Genomic DNA, 19,948 nt, shown 5'->3' on the forward strand with positions numbered 1-19,948 from the left:
CCGATGTCCTGCTGGGCGGGGCCTTCGTGGTGATGTGGAGCTCCGGGTTCATCGGCGCCGAACTCGGCTCCCGCGCCGCTCCGGCCTCGACGCTGCTGGCCTGGCGGTTCCTCCCCGCCGCCGTCCTGCTGGCGGCCTGGCTGCTGTGGCGCCGGAGCCGGATCCCCCTGCGCGACCTCGGGCTCCACGCCGTGATCGGCCTGCTCGGGCAGTGCGGCTACCTGTACGGGGTGTTCGCCGCCGCCGAGCAGGGCGTCCCCGCGGGCACCAGCGCACTGCTCTGCGCCCTCCAGCCCATCGTCGCGGTCGCCCTCGCCGTCCCGCTGCTCGGCGACCCCCTCACCCGCAAGCAGGTCGCGGGCCTGGGCCTCGGCCTGGCGGGGGTCGGCCTGGTGGTGAGCGGCGACCTGGCCGCCCGGCCCGGCGTCCCCGCCTGGGCGTACGCACTCCCGGCCGGCGCCATGCTCGCCCTGGTCGCCGCCACCCTGACGGAACGCCGCACCCGCCCCTCGGCGGGCGTCGTCGAGGCCCTGGCGATCCAGGCCATCGTCAGCGCGGCCTGCTTCACCGCGCTCGCCGCGGCCACCGGCGAGCTGGCGGCGCCTGCCGACCCGCGCTTCTGGACGGCGATCGTCCTGCTGATCGTCCTGGCCATGTTCGGCGGGTACGGGCTGTACTGGATCAACCTCGCCCGCGGCGGGGTCGCCCGGGTCTCGGGGCTGCTCTACCTCACCCCTCCCGCCACCCTGGTCTGGGCCTGGCTGATGTTCGGCGGCGCCCTCCCGGCGCCGTCCCTGGCCGGCATGGCCGTCTGCGCCCTGGCCGTCCCCCTGGTGCGGGCGGGCCGGGCACCCGGACGGGTCAGGCCCGCAGCCGCAGACCCCGGGGCGTCGGGTGGAAACCCGCGGCCTCCAGAGCGGACGCCAGAGGCGACCCGGTGATGTCCTCACCGTCGGCGCGCTCGACCGTCAGGCGGCCCAGCGCGCCCTCCCGTACGGCCAGGGCGAGCGCGTCCACGGCCGGTTGCAGCGCCTCCGCGGCATCGTCCCACGTCAGCAGGGTCCGCCCGCCCCGTTCGACGTAGAGCACCAGGCTCCCGTCCACGAGCACGACCAGGGCCCCGGCCTTGCGCCCCGGCTTGTGGCCGCCGGCCACCTCGTCGCCGCGGACCGGCCACGGCAGGGCGGCGCCGTACGGGTTCGCGGGATCGGCGGCGGCGAGGACCAGCGCGCGGCGGTCACCGTCCCGCGCCGGCGACGTCTCCCAGGGATCCGGCGGGGAGGCCGCCGGGGCGCGCAGGGCGCGCAGGCGGTCGACCGCGCCGGCCGACGCGAACTGCGCCGCGCCCAGGCCCTCGACGAAGTACCCGCGCCGGCAGCGCCCGCTCTCCTCGAAGGCCCGCAGGACCGGGTACACGGCCGCGAACCCGCCGGGGGCGTGCTCGGCCGCCACCGCGCCCCGGATGACGATGCCGTGGCGGTCGAGCAGGGCCTCGGCCAGGGCGTGCGACCGCAGGGTCGCCTCGGTCTCGCGTTCGGGCAGCGGCCACCACCGCCCGGCCACCGTGGGCGGGCCCGTCCGGGACGGGAGGACGGGCCGGCCGCGCCGGGTCGTCCGGGACCGGTGCGTGGGCCGCCCCGAACCCAGGGCCGCGCGCAGCGGTGCCAGCGTGTCGTTGGTGAGGCGGCCCGCCCAGACCAGGTCCCACACCGCGGCGACCAGATCCTGGTCGGTGACGATGTCCGTGGCGGCGCGGTCACCGCCGGAACCGGCCCGCAGCCCCGTGTTGACCCGGTCGGAGAGCGTGCGGAAGAACAGCGCCCCGCCTCCCGCGAGAGCGTCCAGCACCGCCCGGTGCACCGGCGTCAGGGTGATCTCGGCCGGCTCCGGCATGAGCAGCGGCGCCGTCTCCGCCAGGTAGAGGGACACCCAGCCGTCACCGCCCGGAAGCCCGCCCTGCCCGGCCCAGACCACCTCACCGGCGGAGGTGAGCTCGTCGAGCATCGCGGGGGAGTAGCCCGGGACGCGGGACGGCAGGACGAGGGTCTCCAGCGCGGACGCGGGCACGGCCGCCCCCTGCAACTGCTCGACGGCCTGCACGAGGGCGTCGACGCCGCGCAGCCGCGAACCCCCCGTGATCCCGTGCCACACCGGCAGGAAACGGCCCAGCGCCTCGGGCGGCGACGGCTCCACCTCGGCGCGCAGCCGGGCGAGCGAACGGCGCCGCAGCGTCCGCAGCACCCCCGTGTCGCACCATTCGCTCGTCAACGGGCCCGAGACCGCCTCGACGGGAAGGAACTCGCCCTCCACCACGCGTCCCGCGGCCGACAGCCGCCGCAGGGTCTCCACCACCACGGCCGGGCCCAGCCCGAAGCGCGCGGCGGCGGCACTCGCCCGGAACGGGCCGTGCGTACGGGCGTACCGGGAGACGAGGTCGCCCAGGGGATCGTCGACCGGCTCCAGGAAAGCCTCGGGAACGCCCACGGGCAACGGCACCCCCAGCGCGTCCCTGAGGCGCCCGGCGTCCTCGATCGCCGCCCAGTGCTCACGGCCCCCGATCCGCACGCGCACGGCACGCCGCGCCGTCTCCAGCTCCGCTGGCCAGGACGCCGCCCCCTCGCCGTCCCCCGCCCGCGCGGCGGTGCCCGGCGCGGCCGTGCGCTCGGCGATCTCGGCCGTGGTCAGGGGGCCCAGCCCGCGCAGAAGGTCGGCCACGCCCTCCAGCCCGTGCGCGCGGCGGTCCTCGCTCAGCCGCTGCAGCTCGCGTTCGGTGTCGGCGACCACCTCGGGATCGAGCAGCTCGCGCAGGTCGGCCTGGCCCAGCAACTCCGACAGGAGCGCCGAATCCAGGGCGAGCGCCTGGGCGCGGCGCTCGGCGAGAGGCGAGTCGCCCTCGTACATGAACGCGCCCACGTAGTGGAACAGGAGCGAACGCGCGTACGGGGAGGGCTCGGGAGTCTCCACCTCGACCAGCCGCACCTTACGGCCGGACAGGTCGCGCATCAGCCCCACCAGCCCCGGGACGTCGAACACGTCCTGGAGGCACTCGCGCATCGTCTCCAGGACGATCGGGAACGAGGGGTATCTGCTCGCCACCGCCAGCAGCTGAGCCGCCCGCTGCCGCTGCTGCCAGAGCGGCACCCGCTTGTCGGGACGGCGCCGCGGCAGCAGGAGCGAGCGGGCCGCGCACTCCCGGAAACGGGCCGCGAACAGCGCCGACCCGCCCAGCTCGTCCACCACGATCCGTTCGATGTCGTCGGGGTCGAAGACGGCCAGCTCCAGGCTGGGCGGCTCGTCCATGTCGGGGATCCGGATGACGATGCCGTCGTCGGCGTGCATCGCCTGCGCGTCCACCCCGTACCGCTCGCGGAGCCGGCCCGCGATGGCCAGGGCCCAGGGGGCGTGCAGCCGGGCCCCGAGAGGCGAGTGCACCACCATCCGCCAGTCGCCCAGCTCGTCGCGGAACCGCTCGACGACGAGGGTCCGGTCGTCGGGGACATGCCCGGTGGCCTCGCGCTGCTCGGCGAGATAGGAGACCAGGTTGGCGGCGGCCCGCTCGTCCAGGCCGGCGGCGGCGACGCGCGCGCGGGCCTCGCCGTCCGGGAACCCCACCAGCTCCCGGGTGAACGCGCCCAGCGCCCGCCCCAGCTCGGCCGGCCGGCCCAGGGCGTCGCCGTGCCAGAACGGCAGCTTGCCCGGCTGCCCGGGCGCCGGGGACACCAGCACCCGGTCCGGCGTGATGTCCTCGATCCGCCACGAGCTCGCACCCAGCACGAACACGTCCCCCACCCGCGACTCGTAGACCATCTCCTCGTCCAGCTCGCCCACCCGGGAGCCGCCGGGGGATCCGGGGGTCGTCCCCCGGGCCGACGCTGTCTCACCCACGAGGAAGACGCCGAACAGGCCCCGGTCGGGGATCGTGCCGCCGCTGGTCACCGCCAGCCGCTGGGCGCCGGGGCGGTCGCGCAGCACCCCCGCCACCCGGTCCCAGACCAGGCGGGGACGCAGCTCGCCGAACTCGTCGCTCGGATAGCGCCCGGCGAGCATGTCCAGCGTCGCCTCCAGCGCCGAACGGGGCAGCGTGGCGTACGGGGCGGCCCGCTTGACCACCGACTCCAGCTCGTCCACCGTCCACTCGTCCATCGCGACCATCGCCACGATCTGCTGCGCCAGCACGTCGAGCGGGTTGCGCGGGTAGCGCATCTCCTCGATCCGCCCGGCGCGCATCCGCTCGGCCACCACGGCCGTCTGGACGAGGTCGCCGCGGTACTTGGGGAAGATGACGCCCTTGGACACCGCCCCGACCTGGTGGCCCGCCCGGCCCACCCGCTGCAGGCCGCTGGCCACCGACGGAGGCGACTCCACCTGCACCACAAGGTCCACCGCGCCCATGTCGATGCCCAGCTCCAGGCTGGAGGTGGCCACGACCGCCGGGAGGCGGCCCTGCTTGAGCGAGTCCTCGATCCCGGCCCGCTCCTCCTTGGAGACCGAGCCGTGGTGCGCCCGCGCGATCTCGGCGGGAGCCCCCTTGGCCGCACCCGCCTGCGCCATCGTCTCGGCCGGCGCGCCCGCCTCGGGCAGGGGACCGGCGGCGCGCTCGTACGCCAGCTCGTTCAGGCGCCCGCACAGCCGCTCGGCCAGCCGGCGCGAATTGGCGAAGACCAGCGTCGAACGGTGCCCCTCGATGAGGTCGAGCAGCCGGTCCTCGACATGCGGCCAGATGCTGCGCTGCCGCGGGTCGGCCGTCCCCGAGTCGTCCACGAACCGCGCCATGTCGCCCATGTCCTCGACCGGGACGACGATGTCGAGATCGAAGACCTTGTCCGAGGGCGGCTGCACGGCCCGGGCCGGGCGGGTGCCGCCGAGGAACGCCGCGATCTCCTCCACCGGCCGCACGGTCGCCGACAGGCCCACCCGCTGCGCGGGCCGTTCCAGCAGCGCGTCCAGCCTCTCCAGGGAGAGCGCCAGGTGAGCGCCCCGCTTGGTGCCCGCCACGGCATGCACCTCGTCCACGATCACCGTCTCCACGCCCCGCAGCGACTCGCGCGCCTGGGAGGTGAGGATCAGGAACAGCGACTCCGGCGTGGTGATCAGGATGTCGGGCGGCCGGGTCGCCAGCCGGCGGCGCTCGTCGGCGGGGGTGTCACCGGACCGGATCCCGACGCGGACGTCCGGCTCGGGCAGCCCCATCCTCCGCGCGGCCTGGCGGATCCCGGTGAGCGGCGCCCGCAGGTTGCGCTCGACGTCGACGGCCAGCGCCTTGAGCGGCGAGACGTACAGGACCCGGCAGCGCCGCCGGGGATCGGGCGCCTCCGCCTCCTCCGCGGCCAGCCGGTCCAGCGACCACAGGAACGCCGCCAGCGTCTTGCCGGACCCGGTGGGGGCGACGACCAGCGTGTCGTCCCCACCGGAGATGGACTCCCACGCCCCCGCCTGCGCGGGGGTGGGCACGGCGAACGCCCCGGTGAACCACGCCCGCGTGGCGGGGGAGAAGCGTTCGAGCACGTCAACGCTCATACGCCCATCCTGCACGCCGGCGCCGACAGAACGCCCCCCGGTGGCCGTCATCACACGACCGCGACGGCGGCCCGGGACCCTGCGGCCTCGGATAGCGTGGTCGTGTGCGGCTCACGGAGTTCTGGGAACGGATGAACCAGCAGTTCGGCGAAGGCTACGCGGAGAGCGTCGCCAAGGACCACGTCATGGCCGAGCTCGGGGGCCGGACCATCGAGCGGGCCCTCGCCGACGGAGAGCCCGCCAAGAAGGTGTGGCAGGCGGTCGTCGCCACCTTCGACGTGCCCCAGCGCCTCCGCTGACGCCGCCCGCCCCCGCGCTCAGTACACCGCGACGGCGGTGACGAAACCGATCATCAGGTTGGCCACCGCCAGCAGGACCGCGGCGGGCTCCAGCCGGTCCTCGGCGTCGTCGGCCAGCTCCTTGATGCTGATCCCCACCAGCCGGTCGAAGATCAGCGTGGCGATGGTCATCGCGACGATGCCGACCCCGCCGAACACCAGCGTCCGGGTCAGCCCCTCCAGCAGGTCCCCGCCCGCCGCGAAGATCGAGACCGCCACGATCAGGCCCACGCCGACCGTCGAGGCCGAGGCGAGCAGCGTGGCGTTGGGGTTGCGGTGCTCGCGGATGACCGTGATCAGCCGGCCGGGCGTGGCCAGATCGGTCATATAGAAGCCGACCACGAACAGCACCAGGCCGACCGCGGCGTAGGCGAGCAGCGCCCCCGTGCCGTCCAGCAGGATCTGGCCGAGGCTCTCGTCGTTCGCCAGCGTTCTCATGGATCTCCTTAGCGGGACGCGCGTCCACCGGGTCAGGGGTTGGTGGGACGCCTTGCAGAGAGGACAGGACAGAGAGGACAGGTCGAGGGACTTGCACGGGGACGGACTTACACGGGACCGCCTTGCACGGGACGGGCTTACACAGGGATTCGGTGCGGGACGAAGGAGGAGGTGTCGTCGGTGATGAGCCCGGAGGTCTCACGTATGCCGAGACCCGCCGACTCGTCATGGACGACCCATGCCCCCAGCACCGGGTGCTCCCCGTCGAAATCGGGCAGGGCGCAGAACTCCTGGAAGACGAAACCCTCCCTGCCGTAGTCGCCCTGGGTGCGCTGCTCGCTGCCGTCCGGGGTGACGATGCGCATGCTCGCCCCCTCCCGCCCCAGCAGCGGCTTCTGCACGTAGGAGGTGAGGTCGGACGGGGTGTTGAGGTACGTGGGGAGCAGGTTGGGGTGCCCGGGGAACAGCTCCCACAGCAGCACCAGCAACGCCTTGTTGGAGAGCACCATCTTCCAGATGGGCTCGATCCACTTCGTCGGCGTCCCGGGGATGTTACGGCCGAACGGCTCGTTGACGATCCACTCCCACGGGTAGAGCTTGCACAGCGTGCGGATCTCCTGCTCCTTGAGGTCCACGAAACGCCGGCGCCCGGGGTCCCAGCCGATGTCCTCCATGGCGATCGCCACACCGGGCAGGCCCGCCTCCTCGGCGGTCTCCTGCATGTAGGCGATCGTCATGACCTCTTCGCCGGTCTCGTCGCCGTGAGTCCAGGCGAAGTGCGCGGGCCCGTCGTCGCCCAGCCCCGCGCCGATCTCCTTCCAGCGGTCGACCAGCCGCTCGTGGATGGAGTTCCACTGGTCGTCCCCCGGGAACGCCTCCTGCAGCCAGAACCACTGGACGACCGCGCTCTCCACCAGCGCCGTCGGGGTGTCGGCGTTGTACTCCAGCAGCTTGGCCGGGCCCGTCCCGCCGTAGCACAGGTCGAACCGCCCGTACAGGTGCGGGTCGCCGCGCCGCCACGACTCCTCGATGAGGGGCGCCACCCAGTCCGGGATGCCCAGCACGTGATAGCGCCCGGTGGTCACGACGTGCTCGACCACCTCCAGGCACATCCGGTGGAGCTCCTCGACGACCTCTTCCAGCGCCAGGACCTCGTCCATCTCGAAGACGTAGTGCACCGACTCGTCCCAGTAGGGGCGGGGGAGGTGCGCCGGATGGGCGGTCCTGTGGAACGCCAGCCCGTGCCCCTCGACCTTCGAGGCCCAGTCCTCACGCGGGGCCGAACGCGCTCGCCGCACGGATCAGCTCCCGCTCTTGCCGCCGCCGCCGAAGCCGCCCCGGCTCAGCGTGGTCCCGCCACTGGACTTGATCTTGCCCTTGCTCGGCCCGTACGAGCTGCCGCCGGTGACGTAACCGTTCGATTCGCGCTTGCCGCCGTAGTACCAGAAGTAGCGGCCGTAGGAGACGGTCCCGCGCTCGATGTCGCGGGTGTCGCAGAAGTAGTCGGAGACGACCCGGTAACCGCCCTTGGTCTTGCCCGTGGCCGGGGCGTACCGGTCCACGCACCACGCCGTCGTGGTCTTCGACCCGCAGGCGGCGACGGTCAGCGACAGCGCGCTGACCATGCCGATCTTGACAGCCCGGGAGCTGAGCCGACGCTTCTTTTCCTGTGGGGGCAAGGCGAACACGTCCTTCGACGACGAGGTGACTGGCGACCGATCGATTCCGCGAGGCGGCACGACGCGCGCTTGACGAAAGGGAACGCTCGGTTGCGAAGCCATAGCTTAGAGGTGGTCGAACCTTGGACGGAAGGGACATGCGTCCCGTTCCCCATCACCGTGGAATCCGGCGATCTCCGGTTCGATCCGGCACCGGGAGATGTTCAATCCGGCACCGGGAGATGGGCGTACAGGTCCATGGGATCGACCGTGGACGGCAGATCGCTGACCTGCCCGTCGCCGACCTCCACGACCCGCCACTCCCCGTCGGCCCGGCGGGCCAGGTCGGTCGTGATGAAACGGCAGCCGAGCGCCCGCACGGCCGGCGCCACCGCGGCCAGCTCGGGGTCGGGCTCCACGTCCGGGCTGTCGGGATGCGGGCCCACCAGGGCGGGCTCCCCGTCCACCCACCACACGCGCGCCTCGCCGTCGCCCACGTACCGCTCGTACTCGCGCACCACCACGCCGCCCGCCAGGAACTCGTCCTGCAGTGCGATCATCTTCACGACCACGCCGCGCAGCCGCGCGGGATCGTTCATGTCCGGGACGAAGCACGCCTCGTCCCATTCGTGCTTGCGCGACTTCACGTAATCCTTGACGACGCCGGGCCCGCCGCGCAGGGGGCGCACCAGCTCGCCCAGGTCACCCGGGTCCTGCCCGGGAGAGAGCGGACGCCACACGCTGGGCGGCGTCAGACCGGCGAACGTGTCATGCCATCCGGGGAGTTCGTGCGCCCTCCGGTAGTCGTCCGGATGGGTGAGCAACACGGTGCCGCGCTTCTTCAGCAGACCGGCCATGGCCGCGTACTCGCCGGCGGTCAGCATCCAGCCCCGGTACCAGACCGGGCCCAGGTCCCGGGGGACGGCCCGTAGCGCCGCCTCGGCGTCCCCGCGCCGGAGCGCGTCGTGATCGACCAGGGCGATCTCGCCGTAGTGATCCCGTACGGCGGCGGCCTCGCGGGCGAAGTGGGGGTCAACGCGCCGTGGGCGGAGCGGATCGACGCAGAAGAGGACGGTCAGCGTCATGATGTTCCTCCGTGACGGCGCCAGCGTACACGGAGATTCACGGGCAAATCCTCGGTCACGACCATGATCGAACGGATGTTCGGTAAAGTCGGCGGCGGGAACTGTCGGTGGCGCCCCGTAACGTCGCCTCCGACAAACGCAAGACGGAACAAAGGGGCACACCTCATGGCAGCGAACGACCGGGAGAAGGCGCTCGAGACCGCACTCGCCCAGATCGAGCGGCAGTTCGGCAAGGGCTCGGTCATGCGGATGGGCGAGGAGGCGCGGGCGCCGGTCGAGGTGATCCCCACCGGGTCCATCTCGCTCGACATCGCGCTCGGCATCGGCGGACTTCCCCGTGGCCGCGTCGTCGAGGTCTACGGGCCGGAAGGGTCCGGTAAGACCTCCATCGCGCTGCACGCCGTGGCCAGCGTGCAGAAGAAGGGCGGCATCGCCGCGTTCGTCGACGCCGAGCACGCGCTCGACCCCGAGTACGCGGCCAAGCTCGGCGTGGACATCGACGCCCTGCTGGTGTCCCAGCCCGACACCGGCGAGCAGGCGCTGGAGATCACCGACATGCTGATCCGCTCCGGCGCGATCGACATCGTCGTCATCGACTCCGTGGCGGCCCTGGTGCCCCGCGCCGAGATCGAGGGCGAGATGGGCGACAGCCACGTCGGCCTCCAGGCCCGGTTGATGTCGCAGGCGCTGCGCAAGCTGACCGGCGCGATCAACCAGACCAAGACCACCGCCGTCTTCATCAACCAGCTCCGCGAGAAGGTCGGCGTCATGTTCGGCTCGCCGGAGACCACCACCGGTGGCCGCGCGCTCAAGTTCTACGCGTCGGTCCGCCTGGACGTCCGCCGCATCGAGACCCTCAAGGACGGCACCGAGGCCGTCGGCAACCGGGTCCGCGTCAAGGTCGTCAAGAACAAGATGGCCCCGCCCTTCCGCGTCGCCGACTTCGACCTCCTCTACGGCCAGGGAATCTCCCGTGAGGGCGGCCTGATCGACCTCGGCGTCGAGCACGGCTTCGTCCGCAAGTCCGGCGCCTGGTACACCTACGACGGCGACCAGCTCGGCCAGGGCAAGGAGAACGCCCGCAACTTCCTCAAGGCCAACCCCGACATGGCGGACGGGATCGAGAAGAAGATCAAGGAGAAGCTGGGCATCGGTCCCAAGGTGGACAAGGAGGCCGAGCCCGCCGCGGCCGCTCCCGCCTCCCCGTCGCCCGCGCCCGCCGCGGCCACCACCACGCGGGCCGCGTCGGCGACCACGCGCAAGGCCAAGACGACCCCCAAGCCGGGCGACTCCTGATGTCGGTTTCCGGCGGTGATTCCGTCGATCAGGGTGACTCTTGACAGAGGTTCGGGAATGATCTCGTATGAAGGGCGGCGGCGCCTTGCCCGTCACCGACCGGTCGGTGCACGGACCTTCCCCGATGGCGCCGCCGCTCCCGAAGGCACGGAATCATGACCCGGCCGGAGGACGATCCTCCCTCGGCCCCGCGATTCCCGTGGGCCGCCGACGAGGACCCCGAACCGCGGGAACCGCCGCCCTGGACCGTCCAGGACCCCCCGCCCGCCAACCCGTTCGCCGCCGACTGGGCCCGCGACGCCTGGACGTCCGACCCCACCGAGGGACCGGCCGCGGCGGCAGGTGAGGGGAAGGCCGAGGCTCCCGGCACCGGCGGGCGCACCTCACCCGCCCCTGCCGCGGGAGGTGCCCCGGGCACGCGTGACCCATGGGCGGAAGCGACGGAGGCAGAGGTCCCCGGCGAACTCCCGCCGAGAGGGCGAACGCCGGAGAAGGCCCGGAGCGCGGGAGGCCGGGCGGCCGGTGAGGCCGGGACGGGCGAGCGTCCGGAATGCGAACAGGAGCCGGGCGAGGACGCCGGTCCCCGTGCGCGCAAGCCCCGGAAAGGGACGGGCGGGCAGCGGAGCGGGCGGCCGGGCGAACGTTCCGGCTCGGCAGGCCGCCGGAAGGCGGAGGGCGACCCGTGGACGGGCGAGCGCGGCGGCGAGAGCCGCACGGGTGGGCGTTCCCGTCGCCGGCGCCGGGAGGAGGACGCCCCGAAGCCGGAGGACGCCCCGAAGCCGGGGGACGCGCCGGAGGCGCAGGGCGAGCCGTCCAGGCGTGACGAGGGGGCCGATCCCGAGGGGCGGGCCCGTGAGATCTGCCTGCGGCTGCTCGGCAGGGGGCCGCGGACGCGGGCGCAGCTGGCCGAGGCCCTGCGGCGCAAGGAGATTCCGGACGAGGTCGCCGAACGGGTGCTGGGCAGGTTCACCGACGTCGGGCTGATCGACGACGAGGCGTTCGCGCAGGCGTGGGTGCAGTCCCGGCATGCCGGGCGGGGGCTGGCCAGGCGCGCTCTGGCGGCCGAGCTGCGGCGGCGGGGCGTGGCCGAGGAGACCGTCAGCGACGCGGTGGAGACGCTGGACGGCGACCAGGAGGAGCAGACCGCGCGGCGGCTGATCGCGCGGAAGGCGGCGGCGACCCGCGGTGTCGAACCGGCCAAGCGGACGCGGCGCCTGGTCGGGGTGCTGGCGCGCAAGGGATACCCGCCCGGGATGGCCTACCGCGTCGTACGGGAGGTCCTCGAAGAAGAGGGGGCCGACGTCGAGGATCTTCCGGAGGGAGTGGACCCCGACTGAGGCGCCGCCCGGCACCGCGGGTGGGGCGAAGCTCCCGGCGACACGCCGGGGGAGTGACGCGGGTGCCTGACGCGGGCGGCGGGCGGTCCTTACTGCGATCGGCCAGGTAGGGGCGATGAGGGGCGGTAAGGGATTCCTCACGGGCCCGTGCGGTTAGTCCGGATTGCCCGACGTTTGCTTGCTCATTACCTCCGTGCCGCTTACCGTTACGGCAGTGAGGAGTTACTCCGCGCACTGCGGATTGCCATACGACCGAGCACGTTCGCGCAGCTGAGAGGGCATAGAGGACCAACGTTGGCCGACCTCGGCAGAGGGGTCGCAGCCGCCGGGCGACAGATGTCGCCGCCCGGCCGGTGCCGCGTACCCGCCGCCGGGTATGTGCCGGCGTGCGGTGGTCCGCCGGGACGCGGGTAAATCCTCGCACTTCAGGGCTCCGACCTCCGACGGGGCCCGCGGGCGAGGAAGGGTCTGCCTCATGGAGAGCGTCCTGCTGGGTGCCGCACTTCTGGTGACCCTGGTCGCTCTCGTCATCGTGGTGCTGCGGCGGCCCGGAGCCCCCGCCGGACCCGATGAGGACGAGCTCGGCCGGGCGCAGCGGGACGCCGACGAGATCAGAGCCGCCGGCAGGGCGGACGCCCAGGAGGTCGTCACCGAGGCCGAGACGAAGGCCCGGGAGATCGTCGCCGCCGCCCGTGGCGAGCTGGAGCAGGAGGCCCGCACCCTCCGGGACGATCTGCGCGTCCTGCGCGAGGACCTGGAGCGCCGGGAGACCCGCCTGGCCGAACGCGAGCAGCGGCTGGACGCCGAGGTACGGCGGCTCGAGGAGTGGTCCGACCGGCTCACCGAGACCGGGCGTGCGCTGGAGACGCGCCGGGAGGAGATCGGCGAGCTCGAGCAGGAACGCCGGCGGGTGCTGGAACGCACCGCCGGCCTGACCGCCGACGAGGCCAAGGCCGAGCTGGTCGCCGCCCTGGAGAACCAGGCCAAGCGGGAGGCCATCCCCATCACCCGGGAGATCGAGAACGCCGCCCGGGCGGAGGGCGACAAGCGCGCCCGCAAGATCGTCACACTGGCCATCCAGCGGGTGGCCAGCGAGCAGACCGCCGAGTCGGTGGTGTCGGTGCTGCACCTGCCCGGCGACGAGATGAAGGGGCGGATCATCGGCCGCGAGGGCCGCAACATCCGCGCCTTCGAGTCCACCACCGGCGTCAACCTGATCATCGACGACACGCCCGAGGCGGTGCTGCTGAGCTGCTTCGACCCGGTACGGCGGGAGGTCGGACGGCTGACCCTGGAGAAGCTGGTGCTGGACGGCCGCATCCATCCCCAGCGGATCGAGGAGGTCTACGAGCGCAGCCGCAGCGACGTCGAGCAGCTGTGCGTGCGGGCCGGTGAGGACGCGCTGGTCGAGCTGGGCATCACCGAGATGCACCCGGAGCTGATCACGCTGCTCGGGCAGCTGCGCTACCGCACCTCCTACGGGCAGAACGTGCTCAAGCACCTGATCGAGTCGGCCCACATCGCCGGGATCATGGCGAGCGAGCTGCGGCTCCCGGTGGACCTGGCCAAGCGCTGCACGCTGCTGCACGACATCGGCAAGGCGCTCACCCACGAGGTCGAGGGCAGCCACGCGCTGATCGGCGCCGAGATCGCCCGGCGGTACGGCGAGGACGAGGACGTCGTCCACGCCATCGAGGCGCATCACAACGAGGTCGAGGTCCGCACGGTCGAGGCGGTGCTCACCCAGGCCGCGGACGCCATCAGCGGCAGCCGGCCGGGCGCGCGCCGCGAGTCCCTGGAGGCCTACGTCAAGCGGCTGGAGCGGCTGGAGGAGATCGCCCGCGAGAAGCACGAGGGCGTGGAGAAGGTCTTCGCGATGCAGGCCGGCCGGGAGATCCGCGTGATGGTCAAGCCCGACTCGGTCGACGACATCCAGGCCCAGGTGATCGCCCGGGACATCGCCAAGCAGGTCGAGGGCGAGCTCACCTATCCGGGGCAGATCAGGGTGACGGTCGTCCGGGAGTCCCGGGCGATCGAGTTCGCGCGCTGACGCCTCGCGCGCTGACGCCCCGCCGGTGCCAGGTCATCCTGTTCGGCCTGGGCTGACGTCCGGAACGGGGCGTGCCAGCCCAGGCCGGCCGGGCCGCCACCGGTCAGCCGGTGGTCAGCTCGATGGGGGCCACTCCTCGGGGTTCGAAGTCCAGCGTCCGGCCGTAGAAGGCGAGCTCGGCCTCCAGGGCGGCGACGACCGTTTCGGCGCGGCGGAAGCCGTGGCTCTCGCCCTCGAACGTCAGGTAGGCGTGCGGGGTCTTCTTCTCGGCGAGCGCGTCCGCGAACCGCTGGGACTGGTCGGCGGGCACCACGGGGTCGTCCAGGCCCTGCAGGAGCAGCACGGGGCAGGCCGTGCGGTCGGCGCGGTTGAGCGGGGAGCGCTCCTCGTAGGCGCGCTCGAATCCGGGCAGGGGGCCGATCAGGCTGAAGAGATAGCGCGACTCGAAGTCGTGCGTCGCCTCCGCGAAGCTCTGCAGCTCGCTGATGCCGTAGTAGGACGTGGCCGCCTTGAACACGTCGGTCTGGGTGACGGCCGCGAGGGTCGTCCAGCCGCCGGCGCTGCCGCCCCGGATGGCCAGCCGCTGCGGGTCGGCGATGCCGCCGTCGACGAGCGCCTTGGCCGCGGCCACGGCGTCCTCGACGTCGACCACGCCCCATTGGCGGCGCAGCCGTTCGCGGTAGGCGCGGCCGTACCCGGTGGAGCCGCCGTAGTTGACGTCGATGACGCCGATGCCGCGGCTGGTGAAGAAGGCCCGTTCGAGGTTGAGCACGCGCGTCACGCGGCTGGTGGGACCGCCGTGCACGAAGACCACGTAGGGCGGGAGCTCACCGGCCGGGCCGGCGCACTCGGGGTTGGACGGCGGGTACACGTAGGCGTGCACGGGCCGCCCGAACGGCCCTTCGATCTGCTCCGCGCGGGGCTGGGGGAGGAACGCGGCGTCGGGCAGGTCGTCCAGCTCGCGGCGCAGGCTCTCCACCCGCCCGGTGGTGGTGTCGATGCGCACGACCGACGACGGGACGTTCGGGCCCCCCGCGATGCCGACGATGGTGGAGCCGTGCGCCGACAGCGCGGGCTGCCAGTCGTCGTAGGGCACCTCCAGGTCGGTCAGCTCCAGCGTCTCGGGGTCGTAGACGCCCAGCCGCTGGTCGCCCTCGCCGTGCAGGACGGCGAGGCGGCCGTCCTCCAGCAGCGCGTACGGCATGCCGCCGAGCTGCCACAGCGGGCCGGCGAACTCCTCCTCGGCCGGGTACTCGGCCTGGGGCGACTCACCGTGCAGGCCCACCTGGTAGATGTTCCACCAGCCGGGCCAGTCGGAGATGACGTAGAGCGAGCCGTCGTCGCGCCACAGCGGGGCGAGCGCCGACTCGGTGAGGCCGCCCTTGACGGTGCGCGGCGCCACCGCCTGACCGTCCTCGAGGGCCGCCACACGGATCTCGGTGCCGTCCCAGGGCATCCGGGGGTGGTTCCACTGGACCCAGGCCAGATGCCCGCCGCCGGGGGACGGCGCGGGGGTGGCGTAGAAGTCGGCGCCCGTGATCAGTTCCCGGATGGCGGAGGCGTCCGCCGCGGCGCTCCCGTCCAGCGGGACGGCGACGATGGCGCGCCGGATGCCGTCGGGGGTGTGTCCCTCGCACACGCACCAGATCTCGGTGGTGTCAGGGGAGAGCACGAAGTCGGCGTAGCGCAGTCCTCCGGACACGGCCGGCTCGGGTGTCAGCGGGTGCGGCTTGGCGTCACCCGGGTCGAGCCGGTGCAACCGCTGGTCCTCGTAGTTGGAGAACACGATCGCGTACCCGTCGCCGCTGGGGACGGGAAGGTAGGACCGGCCCCCGTACTCGTGGACGCGGGTGCGGGCGTCCCACGGCGCCTGGAGCAGTTCGGTGCGGTGACCGCCCCGAAGGTGGATGACCGTGGTCCGGCCGCCTTCCTCAGGCCGGGTCTCCTGCCACCACACGTCGTCGTTGTACACGGTGGGGAAACTGAGGCGCAGCCGGGCGCGGGCGACGTCGGCGGCGGATATGGGGGAGGGCCAGGAGCCGTAGGGAAGGGTCGCACGAGCGGTCATATGCGAATCGTCCCGCATAGACGGTGCCCTTGGGGCCATGACGGGGCAGTTGGCCTCGGAAAGATACAACCCGTTCACACGCGGCGTGCCCTGGTGGGCGTTCATGCGAGCTGTATCACACGGGGCTGGTCAGAACGGCCCTGACGGTGCGGTCAGGGGCGGGCTGACGGGCGCGCTCCCGTCCGGTCAGGGCCACGCCGCTCAGGGGACGGGCGGAGCCACCCTGGGGCCTCTCCGGCGTTCTCAGGCGTTTCCGTGGCGGGATCTGCGCGCGGGCGGGCCGCCTCGTCCATGCCGAGCCTTCCCGAGCCGGGACGGCGGAAGGGGCCGCCGGGAATCCCGGCGGCCCCTCTATCCTGATGTCGTGCGATCGGCGCGATGCCGGACCGGTGATGCCGGGCTACACGCTCCCGGACTGGCCGGCCACGGACATGCCCGCGGCGGGCGGCGCGCCCGTGCCGGTGCCCATGGTCTTGGCGGCCGTCTTGCGGCTGCCGCGGCTCCGCCGCTCCAGCCGGTTGGCCACCGAGCTGAGCACCATGTTGATCGCGATGTAGATGATCGCGACCACGATGCCGGCCTGGATCAGGTTGTTGCCGAAGTTGGGCGGGACCTGCTTGAAGCCCGCCTGGAGCAGCTCGCCGTAGGCGATGATGAACCCGAGCGCGGTGTCCTTGAGCAGCACCACCAGCTGGCTGACGATGGCGGGCATCATGACGGTGATCGCCTGGGGCAGCAGCACCAGCCGCATCACGCCGTTCTTGCGCAGGCCGACCGAGTAGGCGGCCTCCGCCTGGCCCTTGGGGATCGAGTTGACCCCGGCCCGGACGACCTCCGCCAGGACGGAGCCGTTGTAGAGCACCAGCCCGAACACCACCGCGGCGAACGCCGGGACGGTCACCACGCCGGCGTTGATCTCCACCCCGAAGATCCAGCCCACGCTGTCGACCATGACGCGCTGGAAGGTGCCGAACGGGGACTCGGCGATCACCGGGCTGACCTTGTTCGGCACGAAGTACGCCAGGAAGATCAGGATCAGCAGCGGGATCGCCCGGAAGAACTCCACCACCGCGCCGGCGGGCACCCGGATCCAGCTGTGGTCGGAGAGTCGCGCCAGCCCGAACACCACGCCGAACAGGATGGCCAGCACCGAGGCGACGGCGGCGGCCTTCAGCGTGTTCCAGAGGCCGGGCAGGATCAGGTTGACCCAGACGTCGGCCTTGAGGAAGGGCGTCCAGAGGTTGCCGGCGAACTGCCCCTGGTCGTTGAACCGCTTGGCGGCCAGCGCGATCAGCGCGATCAGCAGCAGCGCCGAGAGCGCGGTCAGGAGGGCGTTGCGCCGGCGGGCCCGCGGTCCGGGGGCGTCGAAGAGTACGGTCGCTTCCTTGCTCATCGCGCCACCGCCGTCCGCTTGGCCAGCCAGCCGAAGAAGAAGCCGGTCGGCAGGGTCAGGATCATGAAGCCCACGGCGATGCCGATGAACAGCGGCAGCGCCCCGCTCTGGAACGTCGGGTCGTCCATGAACTGCTTCATGACGACCGCCGTCTCGGCGTAGCTGGCGGCGGCGGCCACCGTGGTGTTCTTGATCATCGCGATCAGGATGCTGCCCAGCGGGGCGACGACCGCGCGGAACGCCTGCGGCAGAATGATCATGCGCAGTGACTGGGTGAAGGTCAGCCCGATCGAGCGGGCCGCCTCCGCCTGGCCGAGCGGCACCGTGTTGATCCCCGACCGCAGCGCCTCGCAGACGAACGCCGCGGTGTAGCCGGACAGGCCCAGCACGGCCCACCAGTAGTAGTTGACGCCGGAGTCTTGGGAGAAGACCAGCCGCAGGGTGTCGCTCAGGCCGAGGCTGCACATCAGCAGCACGAGGGTGAGCGGGGTGTTGCGCAGGACGTTGACGTAGACGGCGCCGACCTTCTGCAGCACCGGCACGGGCGAGACCCGGAACGAGACCAGGATCGTGCCGATGAGAAGGGACAGCACGGCCGCCGCGGCGGACAGGCGGATGGTCGCCCAGAATCCGTCGAGGATCGCGCCGATGTTGTCGAAGAACGGACCGAAATCAAACAGTTCGAGTAGCTGTTCCATGGCGTTCCAGCGGGTCGGGGCCGGCCCGGCGCGCCCCCCGGTTCGGGTCTTCCGGGGGGCGCGCCGTCACGGCGGAACTCAGCCTGGTCCGGGCGCGGACGCCGGCCAGGCGCGGACCTGGACGCGGTGCGCGCGGACCGGGCACGAGCCGGGGTCCGAGCCTGGGATCAGGCGCAGCCCTCGAACTGCGGGACGGTCGTGGTCGGCTTCAGGCCGGTGCCGGCGAAGTGCTTGTCCAGCAGGGTCTTGGCGGTGCCGTCCTGGTACATCTTGGTGATGGCCTTGTTGACGGCCTCGCAGGTCTCGGTGTCGCCCTTCTTGATGCCGACGCCGTACTTCTCGTCGGTGAAGGGGGCGTTGATGACCTTGAACTTGCCCTTCTGCTGGCTGGCGAAGCCGGCCAGGATCAGGTCGTCGGTGCTGACGGCGTCCAGCGCCTTGTTCTCGAGCTTGGCGGTGCACTCCGAGTAGCTGGAGGCGTCCACCAGGTTCACGCCCGAGACGGCCAGCTTGCCGTCCGGCGGGCCCTCGGTGACGCGGCGGAAGGAGTTGGACCCCGCCGCCTTGCAGAGCTTCTTGCCCTTGAGGTCCTCGGCCTTCTTGATGCTGTCGTCGTCCGCCCGGACCATCGTGTCCTGGTGGGCGACGTAGTACGGGCCGCCGTAGGTGACCTGCTTCTTACGGGCGTCGGTGATCGAGTACGTCGCGACCACCAGGTCGACCTGGCCGCCGCCCAGGAACGACTCGCGGTTCTCCGAACGGGCCTCCTTGAAGGTGATCCCGTCCTCCGGAACGCCCAGCTCCTTGGCGATGTACTTGGCGACGTCGACGTCGAAGCCCTCGAAGCTGCCGTCGGGCTTCTTCAGCCCGAGCGCCGGCTGGTCGTACTTGATGCCGACGACCAGCTTCTTGGTCTCCTTCGCCTTCTGGGCGACGGTCTTGGCCTCGGTCTTCTCGGTGTCGCTGCCGCAGGCGGTCAGCGCCATCGCCAGTGCGGTCGCCGCGCCGATGGCGGCCCCCAGACGAGTCACTCGCATCGATCGTTCTCCCTCTGCTTAGTGCCGGCCAAATCTGAGCGGTGGCTCAGTGCGTGAGGATCTTGGAAAGGAAGTCCTTCGCGCGGTCGGTGCGCGCGTTGGTGAAGAACTCGTCGGGGGTGTTCTCCTCGACGATCTGCCCGTCCGCCATGAAGACCACCTTCTGGGCGGCGCGCCGGGCGAAGCCCATCTCGTGGGTCACCACGATCATGGTCATGCCCTCCCGGGCCAGCCCCGTCATGACGTCGAGAACCTCGTTGACCATTTCCGGGTCGAGCGCGGAGGTCGGCTCGTCGAACAGCATGACCTTGGGCTTCATCGCCAGCGAGCGCGCGATCGCGGCGCGCTGCTGCTGGCCGCCGGACAGCTGGGCGGGGTACTTCTGCGCCTGGCTGGCGATCCCGACCCGGTCCAGCAGCTCCATGGCGTGCTTCTCGGCCTCCGGCTTCGCCACCTTCCGGACCTTGATCGGCCCGAGGGTGACGTTCTCCAGGATGGTCTTGTGGGCGAACAGGTTGAACGACTGGAACACCATGCCCACGTCGGCGCGCAGCCTCGCAAGCTCGCGGCCTTCCTTGGGCAGCTCCGCGCCGTCCACCTTGATGACGCCGTTGTCGATCGGCTCCAGCCGGTTGATCGACCGGCACAGGGTCGACTTGCCGCCGCCCGACGGGCCGATGATCACCACCACCTCGCCGCGGTTCACGGTGAGGCTGATGTCCTTGAGAACGTGCAGGTCGCCGAAGTACTTGTTGATGTGCTCGACCACGACGAGTGGCGCGTCCCCCGCGCTGTTCTCCCGCGGCCCGCCTTCCTTGGTGAGCTCGGGCCCGCCTCCGCTGTCCGTCATGGGGCCGGACTTTACGACATCGGTCTTCACAGACCGCTGTCGGCGCGGTACCGATACGATCACGAATCCGCACGTCGGCGGCTAGATCATCGGCTTATGGGCTGATCATCGGCGGTTTCCGGACAGGACGGAGGCGGGGCGGCGGGGCCCGGCGCCGATCGCGTGCCGTTCCCGTCCGCGCGG

15 protein-coding genes are annotated in these 19,948 nt (G+C 72.1%); 5 read left to right on the forward strand and 10 right to left on the reverse strand.

Annotation, left to right across the window (positions count from 1 at the left end; translation table 11 throughout):
• The first annotated feature begins 11 nt into the window (after nucleotides 1–11).
• Nucleotides 12–941: an EamA family transporter gene (locus IW256_RS10430; protein WP_475652140.1), complete on the forward strand. Its 930-nt coding sequence runs from the start codon at nucleotides 12–14 to the stop codon at nucleotides 939–941.
• Here IW256_RS10430 and IW256_RS10435 read toward each other — a convergent pair.
• Complete coding sequence (locus IW256_RS10435) at nucleotides 862–5,517, reverse strand: ATP-dependent helicase (RefSeq protein WP_197010766.1); 4,656 nt, start codon at nucleotides 5,515–5,517, stop codon at nucleotides 862–864. The two genes, IW256_RS10430 and IW256_RS10435, sit on opposite strands and share 80 nt — an antisense overlap.
• Nucleotides 5,518–5,621: 104 nt before the next feature.
• On the opposite strand from IW256_RS10435, the gene IW256_RS10440 reads away from it, so the two are divergent.
• Nucleotides 5,622–5,816, forward strand: a complete 195-nt coding sequence (locus IW256_RS10440) for a DUF3046 domain-containing protein (protein WP_197010767.1) — start codon at nucleotides 5,622–5,624, stop codon at nucleotides 5,814–5,816.
• A gap of 18 nt (nucleotides 5,817–5,834) precedes the next feature.
• Here IW256_RS10440 and IW256_RS10445 read toward each other — a convergent pair whose 3' ends face one another.
• From IW256_RS10445 to IW256_RS10460, 4 genes are all read right to left on the reverse strand, one after another.
• Nucleotides 5,835–6,293, reverse strand: a complete 459-nt coding sequence (locus IW256_RS10445; protein ID WP_231403730.1) for a DUF350 domain-containing protein — start codon at nucleotides 6,291–6,293, stop codon at nucleotides 5,835–5,837.
• A gap of 137 nt (nucleotides 6,294–6,430) precedes the next feature.
• Nucleotides 6,431–7,591: a glutathionylspermidine synthase family protein gene (locus IW256_RS10450; protein ID WP_197010768.1), complete on the reverse strand. Its 1,161-nt coding sequence runs from the start codon at nucleotides 7,589–7,591 to the stop codon at nucleotides 6,431–6,433.
• Between the two features lie 3 nt (nucleotides 7,592–7,594).
• On the reverse strand, nucleotides 7,595–7,972 hold the full coding sequence (locus IW256_RS10455; RefSeq protein WP_231403731.1) for a hypothetical protein: 378 nt from the start codon (nucleotides 7,970–7,972) through the stop codon (nucleotides 7,595–7,597).
• Nucleotides 7,973–8,175: 203 nt separating this feature from the next.
• A complete protein-coding gene (locus IW256_RS10460) occupies nucleotides 8,176–9,036 on the reverse strand; it encodes an ATP-grasp domain-containing protein (protein WP_197010769.1) in 861 nt (286 codons plus the stop codon).
• 165 nt (nucleotides 9,037–9,201) lie between these two features.
• Between IW256_RS10460 and recA the strand changes: the two genes are divergently transcribed.
• From recA to rny, 3 genes are all read left to right on the forward strand, one after another.
• Nucleotides 9,202–10,332 carry a recombinase RecA gene (gene recA, locus IW256_RS10465; RefSeq protein WP_197010770.1) on the forward strand — a complete coding sequence of 377 codons (1,131 nt, stop codon included), beginning with the start codon at nucleotides 9,202–9,204 and terminating at the stop codon, nucleotides 10,330–10,332.
• Between the two features lie 155 nt (nucleotides 10,333–10,487).
• Nucleotides 10,488–11,669: a regulatory protein RecX gene (locus IW256_RS10470; protein WP_197010771.1), complete on the forward strand. Its 1,182-nt coding sequence runs from the start codon at nucleotides 10,488–10,490 to the stop codon at nucleotides 11,667–11,669.
• 475 nt (nucleotides 11,670–12,144) lie between these two features.
• The gene (rny, locus tag IW256_RS10475; protein ID WP_197010772.1) at nucleotides 12,145–13,719 is read left to right on the forward strand and encodes a ribonuclease Y; all 1,575 of its coding nucleotides are present in this window, start codon (nucleotides 12,145–12,147) and stop codon (nucleotides 13,717–13,719) included.
• Between the two features lie 103 nt (nucleotides 13,720–13,822).
• Here rny and IW256_RS10480 read toward each other — a convergent pair whose 3' ends face one another.
• From IW256_RS10480 to IW256_RS10500, 5 genes are all read right to left on the reverse strand, one after another.
• On the reverse strand, nucleotides 13,823–15,787 hold the full coding sequence (locus IW256_RS10480) for a S9 family peptidase (protein WP_197010773.1): 1,965 nt from the start codon (nucleotides 15,785–15,787) through the stop codon (nucleotides 13,823–13,825).
• A gap of 400 nt (nucleotides 15,788–16,187) precedes the next feature.
• Complete coding sequence (locus tag IW256_RS10485) at nucleotides 16,188–17,180, reverse strand: amino acid ABC transporter permease (protein ID WP_197010774.1); 993 nt, start codon at nucleotides 17,178–17,180, stop codon at nucleotides 16,188–16,190.
• Nucleotides 17,177–17,878, reverse strand: a complete 702-nt coding sequence (locus tag IW256_RS10490; RefSeq protein WP_197010775.1) for an amino acid ABC transporter permease — start codon at nucleotides 17,876–17,878, stop codon at nucleotides 17,177–17,179. The genes IW256_RS10485 and IW256_RS10490 overlap by 4 nt, the downstream gene beginning before the upstream one ends.
• A 167-nt stretch (nucleotides 17,879–18,045) precedes the next feature.
• Nucleotides 18,046–18,915 (reverse strand): glutamate ABC transporter substrate-binding protein, encoded by an 870-nt coding sequence (locus IW256_RS10495; RefSeq protein ID WP_197010776.1) that lies wholly within the window; start codon nucleotides 18,913–18,915, stop codon nucleotides 18,046–18,048.
• 46 nt (nucleotides 18,916–18,961) lie between these two features.
• Nucleotides 18,962–19,765, reverse strand: a complete 804-nt coding sequence (locus IW256_RS10500; RefSeq protein ID WP_197010777.1) for an amino acid ABC transporter ATP-binding protein — start codon at nucleotides 19,763–19,765, stop codon at nucleotides 18,962–18,964.
• Nucleotides 19,766–19,948: the final 183 nt, after the last annotated feature.

This window comes from Actinomadura viridis, assembly GCF_015751755.1.
In the GTDB taxonomy this organism is placed as follows: Bacteria; Actinomycetota; Actinomycetes; order Streptosporangiales; family Streptosporangiaceae; genus Spirillospora; species Spirillospora viridis.